This window comes from Polaribacter litorisediminis (genome assembly GCF_019968605.1).
Lineage (GTDB): Bacteria > Bacteroidota > Bacteroidia > Flavobacteriales > Flavobacteriaceae > Polaribacter > Polaribacter litorisediminis.
This window is the reverse complement of sequence record NZ_CP082966.1, coordinates 3,345,483-3,365,229: the sequence shown is the minus strand read 5'-3', so window position 1 is coordinate 3,365,229 and position 19,747 is coordinate 3,345,483. Positions and strand designations below refer to the sequence as shown.

Here is a 19,747-nt window from a genome sequence, read left to right as displayed (position 1 = left end):
AAAACGGAGTTTCGTGTTTATTTTTTATCGTAATTTTGCAGGATGAATAAAGACGCAGAAAAAAAACCAGATTTAGTTGTTTTTAATGAAGAAACGCAACAATATGATGCGGCTTTAAAACCTTACGGAACTTCTGCAAGTTCTCCTGTAATTAAGCCATTAAACACGGCAAGTTGGAAAAATGACGGAATTCAACGTGTAAATAAACAACTAAAATCGAAGTTTGACGAAGTTAAAAAGGAGTATGAAACCTTAATGCAAAAGTTTCAATACAATGATTTAATTTACAACGCAAAGTTTAGTTTCGAACCTATTTTTGGTGAGAATTATCATTTATACAATAATAGAAATGGAGAGCCATTTTTATCAATCATAGAACCAGCACAATGTAGCTTTGATTACATTGGTTCTTTCAGGTTAAATACAGATAAAATGTGGGAGAAAATAGAGTAACAAACTATATTTATCCTGCAAGGTTTTAAAAACCTTGTAGGTATTTTAAAATATCAAATTATTTTGGGAATCATAAAAGTAAACAACATCAAACTTTACGCTTATCACGGTTGTTTAGACGAAGAAGCAAAAATTGGATCAGCATATAGGGTTGATGTAATCGTAGAAGCTGATTTAAAAAAATCAGCAAAAACAGATGAATTAGCTGACACGGTAGATTATGTGCACTTAAATCATGTGGTAAAAGAAGAAATGGCAATTCGTTCTAAATTGTTAGAGGAAGTTGCTCAGAGGATTCTAGACCGTTTTTTTAGAGAACTAAAAATGATTGAAAAAGCAACGGTTTCAGTTTCAAAAATAAATCCTCCAATTGGCGGAAATGTAGAAGAAGTTGTTGTTATTTTGACAAAAGAAAGGTAATATTCATCAATGAATTTAAATCAAATTACAGTTCCTTCTTTAGATGTAACCAAGGCAATTCCTTTTTATAAAACATTGGGATTAGAATTAATTGTCGAGGCTTTACCAAACTATGCAAGGTTTGTTTGCCCAGATGGAAACTCAACTTTTTCGATTCATAAAGTAGACCAAATGCAAAGAGGAGATGGTATTTATATTTATTTTGAATGTGAGGATTTAGATGAAAAGGTGGCTGATTTGATGAAACAAGGAATCCATTTTGAGGAAAAACCAAATGATACGTCATGGTTGTGGCGTGAGGCGCGCTTAAAAGATATAGATGGCAATCAAATTATTTTATTTTACGGTGGAGAAAACAGAGTAAATCCGCCTTGGAAAATCAAAACATAAAAAATGCTTGCAGTACTTGTAAATTTGCGTAAATTTGCAATCTCAATTTAAAAAAGGTGTCTTGGCCGAGTGGCTAGGCAATGGTTTGCAAAACCATGTACAGCGGTTCGAATCCGCTAGACACCTCAAAAACCTCAATCTACAAGATTGAGGTTTTTTATATCCTTCGAATTCTAAAAAGAACCTTACGAATTCTCAATTCGTAATTTTTTCCATGGTTAAATCACTATTTTTGGTTGTGATATTAAATTCATCAGCTATGAAACTAAAAAACTTACCCTCAATTCTCATTATTTTCTTATTAATTTTTTCTTGTAAAAAAGAGAAAATAGCAATCGATAATATTTATAGTTTCAAAGAATATATAAGTTACACAACGTCTGGGGTGGTTTCGGTGAAGAAAAAGTTAAATATAAATCTTGTTAAAGATGTAGAAGGCTGGGAAGCGAATCAAGAAATCTCTGCAGATATTTTATCCATAAAACCCTTTGTAAGCGGAAAAATTGAAATCTTTAATAAACATGCTTTTATTTTTATTCCTGATGAAAATTTAGAGCCAGATACCGAATATTCAGTAACGGTTAAGTTGTCGGAAATTTATAAAAGTATTCCAGAAAAATTTGAAGATTATACATTCCAATTTAAAACAATTGCACCAAACTTTTCAATTAAAACAGAGGTGTTACAATCGTATTCAAAAGAGTATCAATATTTAGAAGGTGTTGTAAAATCTGCAGATATTATTTCCTTAGAAAATGCAAAAACACTTCTGAAGGCCTCGCAAAAAGGAGATGATAAAAATGTTGTTTGGAATGAGTCTTACCAGTCAGGAAAAATTTTTGAGTTCAAAATTGATAGTATTCACCGTTTTGAAGAGGATTCTAAATTAGTTGTTCAGTGGAATGGTGCTGCTATAAATGCGGAAAACAATGGTGAAAATGAAATTATCATCCCTGGTAAAAATAATTTTAAAGTTGTTCATATAAGCGTGAATAACACCAATGAGCAGTATATTTCTGTTAATTTTTCGAATACACTAAAAAAGCAACAAAATTTTGACGGATTGGTCGTGATTGAGAATTTAGTAAAACCAAGATTTATTGTCAACGGTAATGAGTTAAAAGTTTTTTCTGAAGCCAAGTTCTCTGGAGATATTTTAGTTTCGGTTTTTCAAGGAATTAAAGATACAGAGGAGTATAAACTTAAAGACACATTTCAGGAAACGATCTCTTTTGAACAGGAAAAACCACAAATAAGAGCCATTTCTAACGGAACTATTTTACCGAATTCAAAGAATTTAAAGTTCAATTTTGAAGCCGTTAATGTGCGGGAAGTGGATGTTAGAATTATTAAAGTTTTTGAAGACAATGTGTTGCAGTTTTTACAGGATAATAATTTGAATAGCAACAACGAGTATGATTTAAAAAGAGTTGGAAGAAGAGTTGCCAAACAAACCATTACTTTAATTAATAATGAACAAAACAATACGCAAAAATGGAAAGCATATAGCATTGATATTTCTAAAATGGTGGCTACCGAACCCGGAGCAATCTACAGAATTGAACTCAATTATAATAAAAATCAAGTTTTTGCCGATTGTAGCACTTTAGGAAATGAAAATTCTGAAAATGATTCAAATGCTTTTAATGAGGATGATTATAGCGAAGTTGATGATGAGGAAATAAGGGAAGAGTTGTATTGGGACAATAAATTATATAGGTATAAAAACGAAAATTATAATTGGCGAGAACGAGAAAATCCATGCCACGAAGCGTATTACGACCAAGATAAAATGATTGCTCAAAACGTATTGGCATCAAACTTAGGAATTATCGTAAAACAAGGAGTCGAAAACTCTTACTTCTTGGCAGTGAACAATATTTTAAATGCACAACCCGAAGTGGGAGCAAACGTAAAATTATTTAACTTTCAACAGCAAGAAATCGCATCGTCTTCAACGGATTCAGATGGTTTTGTAACCATCAATTCATCAAAAAATGCGGCTTTTGCCATGGTTTCGAAAGGAAGAAATAAAGGATATCTTAAATTAGCAGACGGTAATTCCTTGTCGTTGAGTAAGTTTGATGTTTCTGGCAGCAAAACTCAGCAAGGATTAAAAGGCTATTTGTATGGCGAACGAGGTGTTTGGAGACCTGGAGATTCTTTGCATTTAACTTTTTTGTTGAATGATGTAGAGAATGAATTGCCTAAAAATCATCCTATAAAGTTAGAAGTTACTGATCCTAATGGAAAGTTAGTTTACAAAAAGGTAACTTCAGAAAATCTTCATAAGTTTTATAAATTTACAGTAACTACTTCGCCAGAGGCAAAAACAGGGAATTATTCCGCAAAAGTTTCAGTTGGAGGTGCAAAGTTTTATAAAACCTTAAAAATTGAAACGGTTAAACCAAACCGTTTAAAAATTAAAGTAGATTTTGAAGATGAAATTCTATCTTCTAGCAAGCCGATAAAAGGAACTTTAGATGTAAAGTGGTTGCATGGAACCCCTGCTAAAAACTTAAAAGCGGAGGTGAAAGCAAAAGTTTCGGCCTCAAATTTTAGTTTTGAAAACTATAAAGCGTATGTTTTTTTAGATCCATCAAGAAGTTTTTCATCCGAAGAAATTACCCTTTTTGAGGGGAAATTAGATAACAACGGATTGGCAAAAATTAGCAATAAGTTAACCGTTGGTAAAAATGCTCCAGGAATGTTAAACGTTCAGTTTTTAGTAAGAGCATTTGAAAATGGTGGTGATTTTTCAATGGATGCTTTCACAAAAAAATATGCGCCTTTTACCTCTTTTGTAGGATTAAAATCTCCTAAAGGAAACAAATACGGATCTTTTTTTACTGATGAAAATCAAACTTTTTCGTTAATCTCTGTGGATGAAAAAGGAATGCCAATTAAAAATGATGAAATTGAAGTGCAGGTGTATCAAATAAAATGGCGTTGGTGGTGGAGTTCTTCTGAAGATAATTTATCAGCATATACATCTAGTAGTTATCATAAGCCTTATCAAACTTTAAAAGTGGTTACCAATTCTAAAGGAGAAGGTGTTTTTAAGTTGAATATTCCAGAAAATGATAGAGGAAGATTTTTAATACGAGTTATTGATAAAAAAAGTGGTCACGCAACGGGAAGAACCGCTTATTTCTATAAAAATTGGTGGCAAAACTCAACTTCTGGCGACAAAGAAGCTGCAAAAATGTTGGTATTTTCTGCGGATAAAGAAAGCTATAATGTTGGTGAAACTGCTAAAATAATATTTCCTTCAGGAAGCAAAGGAAGAGCGCTCATCAGTATTGAAAATGGTTCAAGAGTTTTAGAAACAAAATGGGTAGAAACTCAAAAAGGAACAACTTCCGTTGAAATTCCGATTCAAAAAAATATGACGCCCAATGTGTTTGTAAATATTTCTTTATTGCAACCACATCAAGTTTCAGAAAACGATTTGCCAATTCGGTTGTATGGTGTAATTCCGATTTTGGTAGGAGACAAAAACACAAAATTAGAGCCAGAAATTAATATGTTAGATGTGCTGCAACCAGAAGAAGAGTTCTCTGTAAAAGTATCGGAAAAGAATAACAAATCAATGACTTATACTTTGGCAATTGTAGAGGAAGGTTTGTTAGATTTAACACGATTTAAAACGCCAAATGCATACGACGATTTTTATGCAAGAGAAGCTTTAGGGGTAAAAACTTGGGATATTTTTGATGACGTTATAGGCGCATATTCAGGAAGCATAGATCAAGTTTTTGCAATTGGTGGAGACGGAAGTGTATCAAAAGGAAAAAATCAAAAAGCCAATAGATTTAAACCTGTAGTAAAATATTTAGGACCTTTTTATTTAGAAAAAGGAGCAAAAAAAGTCCATAAAATTAGGTTGCCAAATTATATCGGTTCCGTGAGAACGATGGTGGTTGCAGGTGATGTTAAAAATGAAGCTTTCGGAAATACCGAAAAAACAGTGCCTGTTAAAAAGCCATTAATGGTGCTGGCAACGCTACCAAGAAAATTATCACCAAAAGAAAAAGTTACTTTGCCAATTTCCGTTTTTGCGATGGATAAAAAAGTGAAAAACGTAACAGTTCAAATAAAAACAACAAACGGAATAGCTGTTGTTGGGAACAAAACACAAACCGTAAACTTTGAGAAACCAGACGAGAAAATGGTGTATTTTGAGTTGGATGTTTTAAAAGCGAATGGTGTTCATACTGTGGAGATTCTTGCATCCGGCAACGGAGAAAAAGCATCTTATAAAGTAGAACTCGATGTCGTAAATCCTAATCCGATGACTTCAACAATCCTTGATAAAACTATTCAGGGTACAGAAACACAAATCATCAATTTTGATACCTTTGGAGTGGAAGGTTCAAACTCGGCAATCTTAGAATTATCAACGATTCCGCCAATTAATTTTTCTGGTAGATTAGATTATTTAATACGATATCCTCATGGTTGTGTTGAGCAAACGACCTCCAGTGTTTTTCCGCAATTATTTTTAAATGATTTGTTTGATTTAACCTCAGCAAAACGCTCTGAAGTTCAAAAAAATATAGAAAAAGGAATCGAACGATTAGGTGATTTTCAAAAAGTAAATGGAGGTTTAAGTTATTGGATGGGAGAAAATAATGTGAGTGATTGGGGAACTAGTTACGCTGGTCATTTTATGTTAGAAGCAGCAAAAAAAGGATTTGTATTGCCCTTAACGTTCAAGTCTAATTTTATTAAATATCAAAAAAAAGAAGCTAGAAATTGGCGACCAAGCTATACGCAGTATACCACAGATTTTGCACAAGCATACAGGTTATACACGCTAGCTTTGGCAGGAAGTCCAGATTTATCGGCCATGAATAGATTGCGAGAATTTAAACAAATTACCAATGAAGCAAAATGGAGATTAGCCGCCGCTTATGCTTTGGTGGGGCAAAAAGAGGCGAGTGATGCCATTATAAAAACTGCCAATGTAAACTTTGTGAACTACGATCATCGTACGTATGGTTCTGTAACCAGAAATAGAGCGATGGCTTTAGAAACGATGTTATTACTAAATGATAAAAGCACAAAAGAGTTGGCGGAAACTATTGCCAAAGAATTGTCTAGTAATCATTGGTTAAGCACGCAAACAACCGCTTATAGTTTAGTGTCTATTGGAAAAATGGTGGTTAAAAATGGCGGAAAATCCATCAATTTAAACTACACAAATACTAATAAAACAGAGAAAATAACCACAAATAGTTCTTTTCTGCAAAGAAAAATTGAGCTAAAAGAAGGTCTAAATTCAATTACAATTCAGAATGTTGATGATAATATTGTGTTTGCAAGAATTATAAATTTAGGGAAGTTGCCTTTAGGTGATGAACTTTCAGAAAGTAGAGGTTTAAGCGTTTCTGTGAATTATAAAGATGTTCAAGGAAATAAAATTGATATAAAAACACTAAAACAAGGTCAGGATTTTGTCGCTGAAATTAATGTGAGTACTTCTAAAAATGAAGCCATAAATGATATTGCGCTTACGCAAATTTTTCCTTCAGGATGGGAAATCGTAAACACTCGTTTTACAGATTTTGGAACATCGACAAAAAGTGAAGCTCGCTATACCGATATTAGAGACGATCGTGTTAATTTTTACTTCGATTTGAAAGAGCAATCAAAAGTACCAGAAACAAAAACTTTTACAGTGTTGTTAAACGCGGCATATTTAGGAACTTACTATTTACCAGGAATTCAAGTAGAAGCAATGTATGACAATGATTATTTGGTGAGAACGAAAGGAAGTTGGGTTGAGGTAGTGAAGTAGATCAATAATTTATTAGTCAATCCTGCAAGGTCTCCAAGACCTTGTAGGTTTATAATTGTACAATTGAGTTTTATTCCAAAAAATTAAATTGAAAAAAGAGAAGTTATACAACTATACCTACAAGGTTTTTAAAACCTTGCAGGAGAAACACAAAAAGAAAACAATATTTCTTTTGATTTTGATAATTTTCTATGCCTTTTGTTTGCCAAAGCAGCTGTTTACAAAACCAACATCTACAGTAATTACAAGTAAAAATAATGAATTATTAGGGGCCTTAATTGCACAAGACGGCCAATGGAGATTTCCGCATAATGATGCTGTTCCCGATAAATTTAAAACCTGCTTAATTCAGTTTGAAGATGAACATTTTTATCAACATCCAGGCTTTAATCCAGTTTCTATTTTTAAGGCTTTCCAACAAAATTTAGAAGCAGGAAGCATAAAAAGAGGAGGGAGCACCATTACGCAGCAAGTCATTCGATTGAGCAGAGATGACAGATCAAGAACCTATTTTGAAAAATTAAAAGAACTAGTTTTGGCAACACGATTAGAATTGAGAGCATCCAAAGAAAAAATTCTTACTTTTTGGAGTTCAAATGCTCCTTTTGGCGGAAATGTTGTTGGACTAGATGCGGCTTCTTGGCGTTATTTTAATAGAAAATCTGCAGATTTATCTTGGGCAGAAGCTGCAACGTTAGCCGTGTTGCCGAATGCGCCAAATTTAATGTATCCCGGAAAAAATCAACAGAAATTAGTAGCGAAAAGAAATCGATTGTTACAAAAATTACTCGCCAAAAACGAGATTGATACACTAACCTATGCGTTATCAATTTTAGAAAAAATCCCTGAAAAACCCTATAATTTACCACAAATTACACCCCATTTATTACAAAGAATTCATAAAGTTAACAAAGGAGAAATTGTAAAAACTACTATAGATAAGCGCTTGCAAATACAAACAAATGATATTGTTAAAAATCAGTATAATCAATTGCGTAAAAACGGAATTCATAATATTGCGGTACTGATTTTAGATGTAAAAACAAGACAAGTTTTAAGCTATGTAGGAAATACGCTAACCTCAAAAAAGCATCAAAAAGATGTAGACATTGTTACGAAACCAAGAAGTACAGGAAGTATTTTAAAACCATTTTTATATGCAGCGATGTTAGATAGTGGCGAGTTATTACCGAATACTTTAGTCGCAGATGTACCGATAAACTACGGCAGTTATCAACCAGAAAATTTTGATAAAAAGTATGCAGGCGCCATTTCAGCAAAATTAGCATTGGCAAAATCTTTAAATGTACCTACAGTTAGAATGTTGCAAAAATTTGGTTTGCAGAAATTTCATGATTATTTGCAAAAATTAAACTTAAAAGATATCCGAAGAAATGCGAATCATTATGGGTTAACACTTGTTTTAGGAGGTGCAGAAAGTAACTTATGGGATTTATGTAAAAGTTACGCTTCCATGGCATCTACTGTAAATCATTATACAGAAAACTCTAGTAGATATCGTACAAATGAGTTTTGTGAGCCTACTTTTTATGGGGATGAAAAAATCGATTTTGGCGTAAAATCGTCAGAAAAAATTATTTTTGATGCTGCATCGATTTACTTGACTTTTCAAAGTTTAAAAGAAGTAAATAGACCCAATGCTGAAGGAAATTGGGAATTTTTTGATGCTGCAAAACAAATTGCTTGGAAAACAGGCACAAGTTTTGGTTGTAGAGATGCTTGGGCAATTGGCACCACCAAAGACTATGTTGTGGGCGTTTGGGTAGGAAATGCAGACGGAGAAGGAAGGCCCGGTTTGGTAGGAGTGCAAAGTGCAGCGCCTATTTTATTTGATGTTTTTGATAAATTACCAAAATCAGATTGGTTTGAAAAACCTTTTGATGAAATGACTGAAATCGAAATTTGTACTAAAAGTGGTTTTAGGGCTACAGAAATCTGTGAACGTAAAAAGCTAGAATATGTTCAGAATTCAGGGTTAAAAACAGCACCTTGTCCTTTTCATATTTCTATACATGTAGACGCATCAGAGAATTATCAGGTAAATACTTCGTGTGCATCGATAGAAAACATCAAACAGAAATCTTGGTTTGTCTTGCCTCCTTTAATGGAGTATTATTATAAGGTTAAAAATCCTTTCTACAAACCGTTGCCAAAATTTAGAAATGATTGTTTTAGAGGAATAGAAAACGGAATGAAATTTATATATCCAACAGAAAAAAGCACCATTTTTTTACCCAGAGATTTTGAGGGAAAACAAAACGGAATCATTTTAAAAGTTGCTCATGCTAATAAAAAAATTACGCTATATTGGTATTTAAATAATAGCTATTTAGGAAAAACAAACGAAATTCATGAGTTTCAAATTGCACCTAAAATTGGTCATCATAAGATTACAGTAATCGATAATTTTGGGGAGGAAATTCAACAACAAATCATTATTAAGAACTAAATTTCATGTAGTTTTTAAGTATTTTATAATATAGAGAATATTAATTTCTTTATTTAGGAAAACCTTAGAAGTTATAGTTTTGTGAATATTGATGAATAGCGTATTTTTAACCACTCAAATAACTTACAGAAGAAAACCATGAAGATATATCCTATTGAAACAGGTAATTTTAAATTAGACGGTGGTGCGATGTTTGGTGTTGTACCAAAAACAATTTGGCAAAGAACAAATCCTGCGGATTCCAATAATTTAATAGAGATGAGTATGCGCTGTATGCTTATTGAAGATGGTGATCGTTTAACGCTTGTAGATACGGGTTTAGGTGCAAAACAATCGGATAAATTTTATAGTTATTACTATTTATTTGGCGACTTTTCTTTAGATATTTCTCTAGCGAAACTAGGTTTTCATAGAGACGATATTACCGATGTTTTTTTAACACATTTGCATTTTGATCATTGTGGAGGTGTCATTGAAAGAACTAAAGACGGTATGCTAATTCCTGCTTTTAAGAATGCAAAAGTCTGGTCTAATGACAGACATTGGAAATGGGCAACCGAACCCAACCCAAGAGAAAAAGCTTCTTTTTTAAAAGAAAATATCAATCCAATCAAAGAAAGCGGACAGTTAAATTTTATCCACAGTAATTCTATGGATCAAGTTGGGTTTGATGTCCTGTTTATGGACGGTCACACAGAAAAACAAATGTTACCAAAATTAACATACCAAGATAAAACTTTGGTTTTTATGGCAGATTTATTACCTACAACGGGTCACATTCCTTTGCCGTATGTTATGGGTTATGATACGAGGCCTTTGCTAACAATAAAAGAAAAAGGTAATTTCTTAAAGGAAGCTGCCGATCATAATTATTATCTTTTTTTAGAGCACGATGCGCACAACGAAATTTGCACATTAAAACATACAGAAAAAGGAGTACGATTAAAAGAAACACACAAATTTACAGATATATTTAATTAATTAGAATGAAAATAATAAAACCATTTTTATACACTGCGTTTGCAGTTTTAGCATTTACAGGTTGTAAATCAATCGCAAACATTCCGGTTCCAATGGGGACTTCAACTGCTGTTTCTGCAACGGCCAAAAAAATGCCATTATCAGATGTTGAAAGTCAAAATTGGCAACATTTAGATTTAATACAGGATTCGATTCCAGGAATGAGTGTGGCGAAAGCTTATGCTTTTTTATCAGGAAAAAAAGGGAACGAAGTTGTTGTAGGCGTAATTGATTCTGGAACAGATTTAACACATGAAGACTTAAAGGGAAATGCATGGATAAATACAAAAGAAATTCCAGGCAATGGAATTGATGATGACAAAAATGGTTTTATCGATGATATTCATGGATGGAACTTTTTAGGATCTATTTATAAAGAAAATACAGAGTTGAGTCGTATTATTGCCAATCCTGCCATTGCAGATTCAGAAACTGTGGATAGAGCAAAAGCAGTCTATGAAAAAAAAGTGAAGGCAGCAGAAATGAACAAGCTGAGATATGGCCAAATGTTAGCTGGGGTTTCGAATGCTGATAAAATAATAAAATCGCATTTAAAGAAAGCAGAATACACGAAAGATGATGTATTAGCGATCGAATCAACAGAACTTGCTCTTGTGCAAAGTGTGTCGGTTGCCAACCAAATGTATGCTTTTGGTATTACTTCTATGCAGCAAGCTATTGACGAATTAACGGGCTTAGTAGAAACTGCCGATAAATTGTTGACTGGAGATGGTCTTAAAAATAATTATAGAACTGCCATAGGAGATGATGAAAATACGATGGAAATTACTATTTATGGTGATAACAAAGTGGGGCATTCTATAAAATCAGAAGCTCATGGTTCTCATGTATCTGGAATTATTGGAGCCTTAAGAAATAATGAAGTAGGGATGAATGGCGTTGCCAATAATGTAAAAATTATGGCGGTAAGAGCAGTTCCTGATGGTGATGAGTATGATAAAGATGTTGCTTTAGCAATTCGGTATGCAGTAGATAATGGGGCAAAAGTTTTAAATACTAGTTTTGGTAAAGGATATTCACCAAAAAAAGAGTGGGTTTGGGAAGCGATTCAATATGCTGCTTCAAAAGATGTTTTAATTGTAAATGCAGCAGGAAATGATGGTAAAAACATTGATGAAGAATTAACCTATCCGAATGATTCTAAAGATTTAAAAACAGAAATTTCCGACAATGTTATTACAATCGGCGCCATGAGTGCTAATTACAACGAAAACTTGCCAGCCAATTTTTCTAATTACGGAAAATTAAATGTAGATGTTTTTGCTCCAGGGGTACAAATTTATTCAACAACTCCAGAGAATGAATACGAGAAATTTAGTGGAACTTCTATGGCAGCTCCAGCTACGGCTGGTGTTGCTGCATTAATTCGTTCTTATTATCCAAAGTTAACAGCCAGTCAAGTAAAGCACATTTTAATGAATTCTGGATCATTAATTGCGATGGATGTCATTAAACCAGGCTCACAAAGTAGAGAAAATCCGAATGGAGAAAAAGTGCCGTTTACAGATTTATCAGTTTCAGGGAGAGTTGTAAATGCTTACAATGCGCTAATAATGGCAGATAACATGGTGCATAGAAAATAATCAAACTAAAAATACAATCAAACATGAGAAAAATTTTATCTATAGTCTTTGCTTCCTTTTTACTGTTTTCCTGCAGTGAAACAAAAAACGTAACCAACTTGCAGAAGGACGACACGGTTGCATCTACCTATTGGCAACAACATGTAGATTACACAATGGATATTGATATGAATGTAAATAAGTATCAATATAAAGGAACTCAGAAACTAGTATACACCAACAATTCTCCTGACGATTTAGATCGAGTTTTTTATCATCTATATTTTAATGCATTTCAGCCAGGCTCTCAAATGGACGTTCGTTCTTTAAATATTAAAGACCCAGATAGACGAGTTGGTGACAGAATTAGCAAGTTACAACCTAATGAAATAGGATATATAAAAGTAAATTCTTTAAAGCAAAATGGGGCTGCAGTTTCTTTTGAAACCGTAGGAACTATTTTAGAAGTGCAATTAAACACCCCCATTAAATCTGGTGAAAGTGTAACTTTTGAGATGCTTTTTGATGCGCAAGTTCCTGTTCAAATTAGACGTTCAGGAAGAAATAGTAAGGAAGATGTTGCATTATCTATGGCGCAATGGTATCCTAAAATGGCAGAATATGATTTTCAAGGTTGGCACACACCTCCTTATTTGGCAAGAGAATTTCATGGAGTTTGGGGAGATTTTGATGTAACCATTCATATTGATAAAAATTATGTAGTGGGCGGAACAGGATATGTGCAAAACCCGCAAGAAGTTGGTCATGGTTATGAAGATGCAACAAAACCGTTAAACTTGCCTAAAGGCGATAAATTAACCTGGCATTTTAAAGCACCCAATGTGCATGATTTTATGTGGGCTGCAGATCCAGAATACATACATGACATTTTAAAAACAGAAAGTGGTGTTGATTTACATTTCTATTATAAGAAAACATTAGCAGCAAAATATTTAGAAAATTGGAAAAAATTACAACCTAAAACTGCGGAATTAATAGCGTATTACAGCGCCAATGTTGGACAATATCCTTACAAACAATATTCTGTAATTCAAGGTGGAGACGGCGGAATGGAATATGCAATGTCTACTTTAGTAACAGGTCAAAGAAGTTTTGGTAGTTTATTTGGCGTAACTGCGCATGAGATGGCACATACTTGGTTTCAATTTTTATTAGCATCTAATGAAAGTTTACATCCTTGGATGGATGAAGGTTTTACCTCTTACATTTCTAATAAAGCTGAGAATGAAATTTTAGAATCGGGTAAAGAAAATCCACATGCAGGTTCTTACAGAGGGTACAAAAATATTGTAGAAAGAGGATATGAAGAATCTTTATCAACCCATGCAGACCGCTATAATACAAATTGGGCTTATGGAACTGCTAGTTATTCAAAAGGAAATATTTTCTTATCGCAATTAGAATATGTAATTGGTCCAGAAAATGTAGCAAAAGGCTTGAAAAAGTATTTTACAGATTTTAGTTTTAAACATCCAACGCCAAATGACATTAAACGTTCTATGGAAAAAGTTTCTGGTATTCATTTAGATTGGTATTTGAATGAGTGGACACAAACTACACATACAATCGATTATGGAATTAAATCTGTTGAAGGGAACTCAGTAACCCTAGAAAGAATTGGGCAAATGCCAATGCCTATAGATGTAGAAGTTGTTTATCAAGACGATACAAAAGAAAGTTTCAATATTCCTTTACGAATGATGAGAGGATCAAAACCAACGACAGCGAATGTGATAGAAGATTGGCCTTGGGCGCACCCAACGTATACTTTTAAGGCTACTAAAGAAGTGAAATCGGTTACGATTGATAAAAGTGGATTGATGGCAGATATTAATTTAGAAAACAATACAGTCACAAAATAACAAGTAAGTAAAATAAAAAAAAGAGAGGTTTTATCCAATAAAACCTCTCTTTTTTTATTGCATAAACTCATTTATTTTTTCATTAGGAATAAACCCTTTTAAGATTAAAAAGACACCGCATATAATTAAAGTAATGCCCATTATTTTTTTTACGCGATAAATAACGTTTGGTGTCATTTTATTCTTTAACTGTTTTGCTAAAAATATTTTACTTAAATCAGTGATAAAATAAGAGACAATAATGACCGAAAAATAGGCAAAAATAGCATTTTGATTCATGTTTAAAGTCGGGCCAATGACTAAAACGGTTCCTAGCCAAAAAGCTAAAACGCCAATATTTATAAAATTTAAGAAATATCCTTTCACCAATAATTTTAAATAATTGTTTTTCACAATAGGTACTTCAATGCTTTTAGCAGAGGCAATCGCCTCCTTTTTATTTTCTCTATCAAAATAGGTAATAAGACCATAAATAATTAAAACCAACCCACCGATAAAAAATAATCTAGGATCATCTTTAATTTTTTCTAATAAAGATCTACTGCCATAATACGCAATTAAAATAAAAGAAATATCGCCAAGAATAACGCCTAAATCAAAAATAATAGCGGCTCTAGCTCCTTTTAAAATACTCGTTTGAATGAGCATAAAAAATACAGGGCCAATCATGAAAGCCATGAAAAACCCGATAAGAATTGCATTTTTAAAGTCGTAAATGTCCATAGAATTTTACAAAAATACGGATTTTAAACGTCATCAAAATCAATGGTAATGGTAGATGTTGTTGGATGCGCTTGGCAAGTTAAGATGAAACCTTCTGCTACTTCACTATCAGTCAAAATGGAATTTTTCACCATAACAGCTTTCCCTTCGGTAACTTTAGCCAGACAAGAACTGCAAACTCCACCCTGACAAGAGTACGGAGGATCTAATTCGTTGCGCAAACTTGCCGCTAAAATATCATCGGTTTGTTGCATGGTAAATGTTGTTTTTTCATCATCTAACAATACCGTAATTTGGGTAGTTCCTTCTTTTACTTGATCTGCAGCTTCTTCATCAATAGAAACGGTAAATAATTCAAAATGGATGTTTTCTTTTGCTATTTTATTGCTTTCTAATGTTTTAGAAACTTCATGAATCATTTCTTCTGGACCACATATAAAAGCAGCATCAAAAGAAGTTTCTTTGTACATGTTTTTTACAAAGTAGTTGGTCACACTTTTATCAATTCTACCTTGCAATTGATTTTTTACATTTTCTCTACTAAAAATATAATGTAGCTTGAACCTGCCTGAAAACTTTTCTTTTAGTGCATTTAGTTCATCATAAAACATGGTATCAGCCACCGTTTTATTTCCGTAAACTAAAGTAAAACTTGAGCTTGATTCATTTTCTAAAACTGATTTTACCATCGATAAAATTGGAGTAATACCAGAACCTGCTGCAAATGCAATGTAGTTTTTATTGGGCTCAGGATTCAGTAAAAAACGTCCTTCAGGAGCGGTGATTTCTATTTCGTCTCCTTCTTTTAAATGAGAAGTTGCGTAGGTAGAAAAGATTCCGTTTTCAACAGCTTTTATAGAAACTCTAATAGCGCCGCTTTTGGGTGTTGAACAGATAGAATACGCTCTTCTAATTTCGGTACCATTGATTTCTTTTTGTAAGGTAACGTATTGACCTGACGTAAATTTAAAATCAGATTGTAAATTTTCAGGTATCTTAAATAACACAGAAACCGCGTTGGCGGTTTCTTGTTTAACTTCTTGTATGTGTACTTTGTGAAATGTTGCCATAAATGTTTTAGACTAAATTTTTTGCGATTAAATATTCAGCTATTTGAACTGTGTTTGTTGCCGCACCTTTTCGTAAGTTATCAGCAACGATCCACAAATTTAAGGTATTTTTTTGGGATTCATCGCGTCTAATGCGTCCAACAAAAACTTCATCTTTATTATGGGCGTTAATTGGCATTGGATATACATTATTTGCCAAATCATCTTGTACAATTACACCTGGAGTTGCTGATAAAAGTTCGCGAACTTCATCCAAATCAAAATCATTTAAAAACTGCACATTTACAGCTTCAGAATGTCCGCCAGCAGTTGGAATTCTTACCGCAGTTGCTGTTACAGAAAAAGACTCATCACCTAAAATTTTCTTTGGTTCTTTTACCAATTTCATTTCTTCTTTGGTGTAGCCATTTTCTAAAAAGATATCGCAATGTGGCAATGCATTTCTCCCAATTTTGTGAGGATATGCCATCTCACCATCAATACCAGCTTCCTCATTATCTAATTGTTGAACCGCTTTTACACCCGTTCCAGAAACAGATTGATACGTAGAAATCACCAAACGTTTCATTTTATATTTTTTGTGCAAAGGTGCCAAAGCCATCACCAATTGAATGGTAGAACAATTAGGATTTGCAATAATTTTATCATCAGCAGTTAAAATAGCACCGTTGATTTCAGGAACCACCAATTTTTTAGTCGGATCCATTCTCCAAGCTGATGAATTATCGATTACGGTGGTTCCAACTTCTGCAAATTTTGGTGCCCATTCTAAAGAAGTATCTCCACCAGCAGAAAAAAGAGCAATATCTGGTTTTAGACTTACAGCATCGGCCAACGTTACTATGGTATATTCTTTGCCTTTATAGTTTAATTTTTTACCAGCAGATCTTTCTGATGCTACAGGAATTAATTCTGTAATTGGTAAATTGCGTTCTTCTAAAACTTTTAACATTACGGTACCAACCATTCCAGTTGCGCCAACTACTGCTATTTTCATCAGATTAAATATTTATTTTACGATTATAGGATGCAAAGATGCTAAAAAAAAAATCGAAATAAATTACCTAATTGATACTAATTAAATGAAAGTTTAAAATTTTAGCAGATAAATTTTAGATGTTTAAAATTAAACTAGTTGAGGTAATTTTAGTATTTTGGGGCATACATTTCTTCTTTAAAACCTTGCCATTTTGCAGTATCTCCATTAATTATATATTGGTTAGAATTTTTAAAAAGTGTGGTAAGATAACCAACTCCACTTCCAATAAATACCACTACAATTGCTCCGGCATACGCGAGACCTTTTGCTGTGCCGCCAAAACCAGCATTAGAATTTCCACTTTCGGAAGCAACTATGGCAAGCCCTAATATAGAACCTCCAGATGCACCCAATAAAACATTATGTCCATTAGATCTCTTGGTTTTTAAATACGAAATTTCATTAGACGGAATTGTAACAGAACTACTTCCTTTTTTTAGAATCAGAGAATTTTCAGTTATACTGAGAATTTTTCCTTTAGCAATTTTTTCACCTACATTATTGTATACCCGTACAAAAATTTCAGATTTTTTCGGGAGTTCTTGAGCTGCAGTATTATGTAAAGATAGCATTAACACAATGACAAATAAGAGGTATTTCATAATTAGGGTTTTAGAATAGATTTTAGTATTTATTGCACCTGATAACAGGAATGAATTATAACCTTAGGCAGTTACAATATTTCGGAAAGATACTTTAAAATACTATTTGAAATACTTTTTTTTAAAATTAAAAAGATCTTTCCTTATGAAAATAGTGAAAGATCTTTTGTGAGTGAACTGAAGTGTGATTAGGTGATGATGCTCAATTGGTGTTTTTTTAATTTTTCAGATTTTGTTATGGAGATTTTCATCATTATTGAAACAATAAATGCTACAACAAATAAGCCTGCAAAAATTAGGAGAGTTGTATCTAATGATCCTGTTTGTTGTTTTACCATATCATAAATTGTTGGACCAATAACACCTGCTAATCCCCAAGCGGCTAAAACCATTCCATGAATTGCGCCTAATTGTTTGGTGCCAAATAAATCGCCTAAAAATGCAGGTAACATTGCAAAACCGCCTCCATACATGGTAATTACGGTAAATAATATAATTAAGAAAACACTTTCTATACCTATTTTTGGTAAGAAGTAAAAGGCTAAAATTTGAAAGGCAAAAAAGACAATAAACGTGTTAGCTCTTCCTAAATAGTCTGATAATGTAGACCAAGTAATACGTCCTAATCCATTAAAAACTCCTATAAAACCCACAATAGCTGCAGCTTGCATGGGCGTGTAATTTAACTTTTCTTGCATCATAGGACTTGCAGCTGAAATAATAGCAATACCACATGCAATGTTGATAAACATCATGATCCAGATATAATAAAAACGAGTAGATTTTAAAGCTTCATTGGCAGTAATATTTGTTAAATCTTCTTTGATTACTTTTCCTTCTCCTTCATTATATCCTTCAGGTACATAACCAACTGGAGGCCTTTCGATATAGCTGGCAGAAGATAAAATTAATACCATATAAATAACTCCTAAAACATAAAATGCATTAGAAACCCCTACAGTTTCAAATAATTTTGCCATTACTGGACCAAAAATTAAAGCAGCAAAACCAAAGCCCATAATTGCCATTCCTGTAGCTAGACCTCTCTTGTCTGGAAACCATTTAACCAAGGTACTTACGGGAGTAATATATCCTAAACCTAAACCAATTCCTCCAATAACACCATAACATACATAAAATAGCCAAAGAGATTCTAATTGTACAGCCAATCCTGAGCCTAAAATTCCTACTCCATAAAATATTCCTGCAGTGGTTCCGCTAATTTTTGGGCCTACTTTTTCTACCCAACGTCCTAAAAAGGCTGCGGACAAACCTAATAACAAAATAGCTATTTTAAATGCCCATTTTATTACACTTCCTTCCACATCAAACACATCTTTTACGGGGTTAGTCATTACTGAATAGGCGTAAACAGATCCTATGGAAATATGAATGCCTACCGCAGAAGCCGCAATGAACCATCTGTTTTTTAGTTTGGGTGTACTCATTTTAATTGTTTTTAATTGATTTTAACTTTTTTAAAGTAGTTACTAAGAATATTAAAAGCCTCTTCTAACTCTTCTTTTGTGTTTTCTCTAGCATCTTTTAATGGATAATCCCAACCTAAAGCTTCCCATTTATGAATGCCTAATTTATGGTAAGGCTGCAATTCTATTTGTTCTATGGTTTTATATTCTTTAAAATAACTCCCTAATTGATGTAATAATTCTGGGGTATTTGTAATTCCGGGGATAAGCACATATCGTAACCACATTTTTTTGCCAGAAGCTTCTCTGTGTTTGGCAAAATTAAAGGTAGTTTCTTTATTTTTTTTACCTGTAATTTGCTGAAATCCTTCTTCTGTCATGTGTTTAATATCTAGCATTACTAAATCGGCATAGGAATCTAATAATTCTACAACAGGATGATTTAACATGCGTCCATTCGTATCAATATTGGTATGAATTCCTTCTTCTTTTAATCGTTTAAAAAACGGAATAAGATTCTGTGCTTGTAAAAGAGGTTCTCCGCCAGAAACCGTTACGCCGCCTTTATCACCAAAATAAGACTTCATTTTTAGCGCTCTTTGTACCAAATCTTCTATGGAATATTCTTCACCTCCATGGGTATCAATGGTATCTGGGTTATGGCAATATTGGCATTTTAATTTACAACCTTGTAAAAAAATAACCATTCTAATGCCCGGTCCATCATGTGTTCCGAAAGACTCAATAGAATGCACATTTAATATGTTTGTTGAAGTTTTAATGGGATTAGGATTTAAGTGAATAAAAAAAGGGATTCTATTAAAAAAAAAAGGCTATTACTTTTAAAAAGTAAAGGGGGCAAAC

The 19,747-nt window shown here is 33.2% G+C and carries 14 protein-coding genes and 1 tRNA gene; 9 read left to right on the top strand and 6 right to left on the bottom strand.

What is annotated here, in order from left to right; genetic code table 11:
• The first annotated feature begins 42 nt into the window (after positions 1–42).
• The 9 genes from K8354_RS14355 (at position 43) to K8354_RS14315 (ending at position 14,022) form a co-directional block, all read left to right on the top strand.
• Positions 43–453 carry a DUF2452 domain-containing protein gene (locus K8354_RS14355; protein WP_223441696.1) on the top strand — a complete coding sequence of 137 codons (411 nt, stop codon included), beginning with the start codon at positions 43–45 and terminating at the stop codon, positions 451–453.
• A 63-nt stretch (positions 454–516) separates the two neighbouring features.
• Positions 517–873, top strand: coding sequence for a dihydroneopterin aldolase (gene folB / locus K8354_RS14350; protein WP_223441693.1), 357 nt, complete (start codon positions 517–519; stop codon positions 871–873).
• Positions 874–882: 9 nt separating this feature from the next.
• Positions 883–1,263 (top strand): VOC family protein, encoded by a 381-nt coding sequence (locus tag K8354_RS14345; protein ID WP_223441682.1) that lies wholly within the window; start codon positions 883–885, stop codon positions 1,261–1,263.
• A gap of 55 nt (positions 1,264–1,318) precedes the next feature.
• Positions 1,319–1,389 (top strand) — tRNA-Cys (locus tag K8354_RS14340).
• A gap of 133 nt (positions 1,390–1,522) precedes the next feature.
• On the top strand, positions 1,523–7,066 hold the full coding sequence (locus tag K8354_RS14335) for an alpha-2-macroglobulin family protein (protein ID WP_223441678.1): 5,544 nt from the start codon (positions 1,523–1,525) through the stop codon (positions 7,064–7,066).
• 88 nt (positions 7,067–7,154) lie between these two features.
• Complete coding sequence (pbpC, locus tag K8354_RS14330) at positions 7,155–9,536, top strand: penicillin-binding protein 1C (protein ID WP_223441676.1); 2,382 nt, start codon at positions 7,155–7,157, stop codon at positions 9,534–9,536.
• A gap of 138 nt (positions 9,537–9,674) precedes the next feature.
• Positions 9,675–10,517 (top strand): MBL fold metallo-hydrolase, encoded by an 843-nt coding sequence (locus K8354_RS14325; RefSeq protein ID WP_223441674.1) that lies wholly within the window; start codon positions 9,675–9,677, stop codon positions 10,515–10,517.
• Between the two features lie 5 nt (positions 10,518–10,522).
• On the top strand, positions 10,523–12,160 hold the full coding sequence (locus tag K8354_RS14320) for a S8 family peptidase (RefSeq protein ID WP_223441672.1): 1,638 nt from the start codon (positions 10,523–10,525) through the stop codon (positions 12,158–12,160).
• A gap of 23 nt (positions 12,161–12,183) precedes the next feature.
• Complete coding sequence (locus K8354_RS14315) at positions 12,184–14,022, top strand: M1 family metallopeptidase (RefSeq protein WP_223441670.1); 1,839 nt, start codon at positions 12,184–12,186, stop codon at positions 14,020–14,022.
• A gap of 54 nt (positions 14,023–14,076) precedes the next feature.
• Here K8354_RS14315 and K8354_RS14310 read toward each other — a convergent pair whose 3' ends face one another.
• The 6 genes from K8354_RS14310 to pflA form a co-directional block, all read right to left on the bottom strand.
• Positions 14,077–14,745 (bottom strand): LysE family translocator, encoded by a 669-nt coding sequence (locus K8354_RS14310; RefSeq protein WP_223441668.1) that lies wholly within the window; start codon positions 14,743–14,745, stop codon positions 14,077–14,079.
• Between the two features lie 23 nt (positions 14,746–14,768).
• Complete coding sequence (locus K8354_RS14305; protein ID WP_223441659.1) at positions 14,769–15,815, bottom strand: 2Fe-2S iron-sulfur cluster-binding protein; 1,047 nt, start codon at positions 15,813–15,815, stop codon at positions 14,769–14,771.
• A 7-nt stretch (positions 15,816–15,822) separates the two neighbouring features.
• Positions 15,823–16,812 carry an aspartate-semialdehyde dehydrogenase gene (locus K8354_RS14300; protein ID WP_223441656.1) on the bottom strand — a complete coding sequence of 330 codons (990 nt, stop codon included), beginning with the start codon at positions 16,810–16,812 and terminating at the stop codon, positions 15,823–15,825.
• A gap of 149 nt (positions 16,813–16,961) precedes the next feature.
• On the bottom strand, positions 16,962–17,456 hold the full coding sequence (locus K8354_RS14295) for a hypothetical protein (protein WP_223441645.1): 495 nt from the start codon (positions 17,454–17,456) through the stop codon (positions 16,962–16,964).
• A 188-nt stretch (positions 17,457–17,644) separates the two neighbouring features.
• A complete protein-coding gene (locus K8354_RS14290) occupies positions 17,645–18,904 on the bottom strand; it encodes an L-lactate MFS transporter (protein ID WP_223441643.1) in 1,260 nt (419 codons plus the stop codon).
• Positions 18,905–18,915: 11 nt separating this feature from the next.
• On the bottom strand, positions 18,916–19,638 hold the full coding sequence (gene pflA, locus K8354_RS14285; protein ID WP_223441641.1) for a pyruvate formate-lyase-activating protein: 723 nt from the start codon (positions 19,636–19,638) through the stop codon (positions 18,916–18,918).
• Between the last annotated feature and the right edge of the window lie 109 nt (positions 19,639–19,747).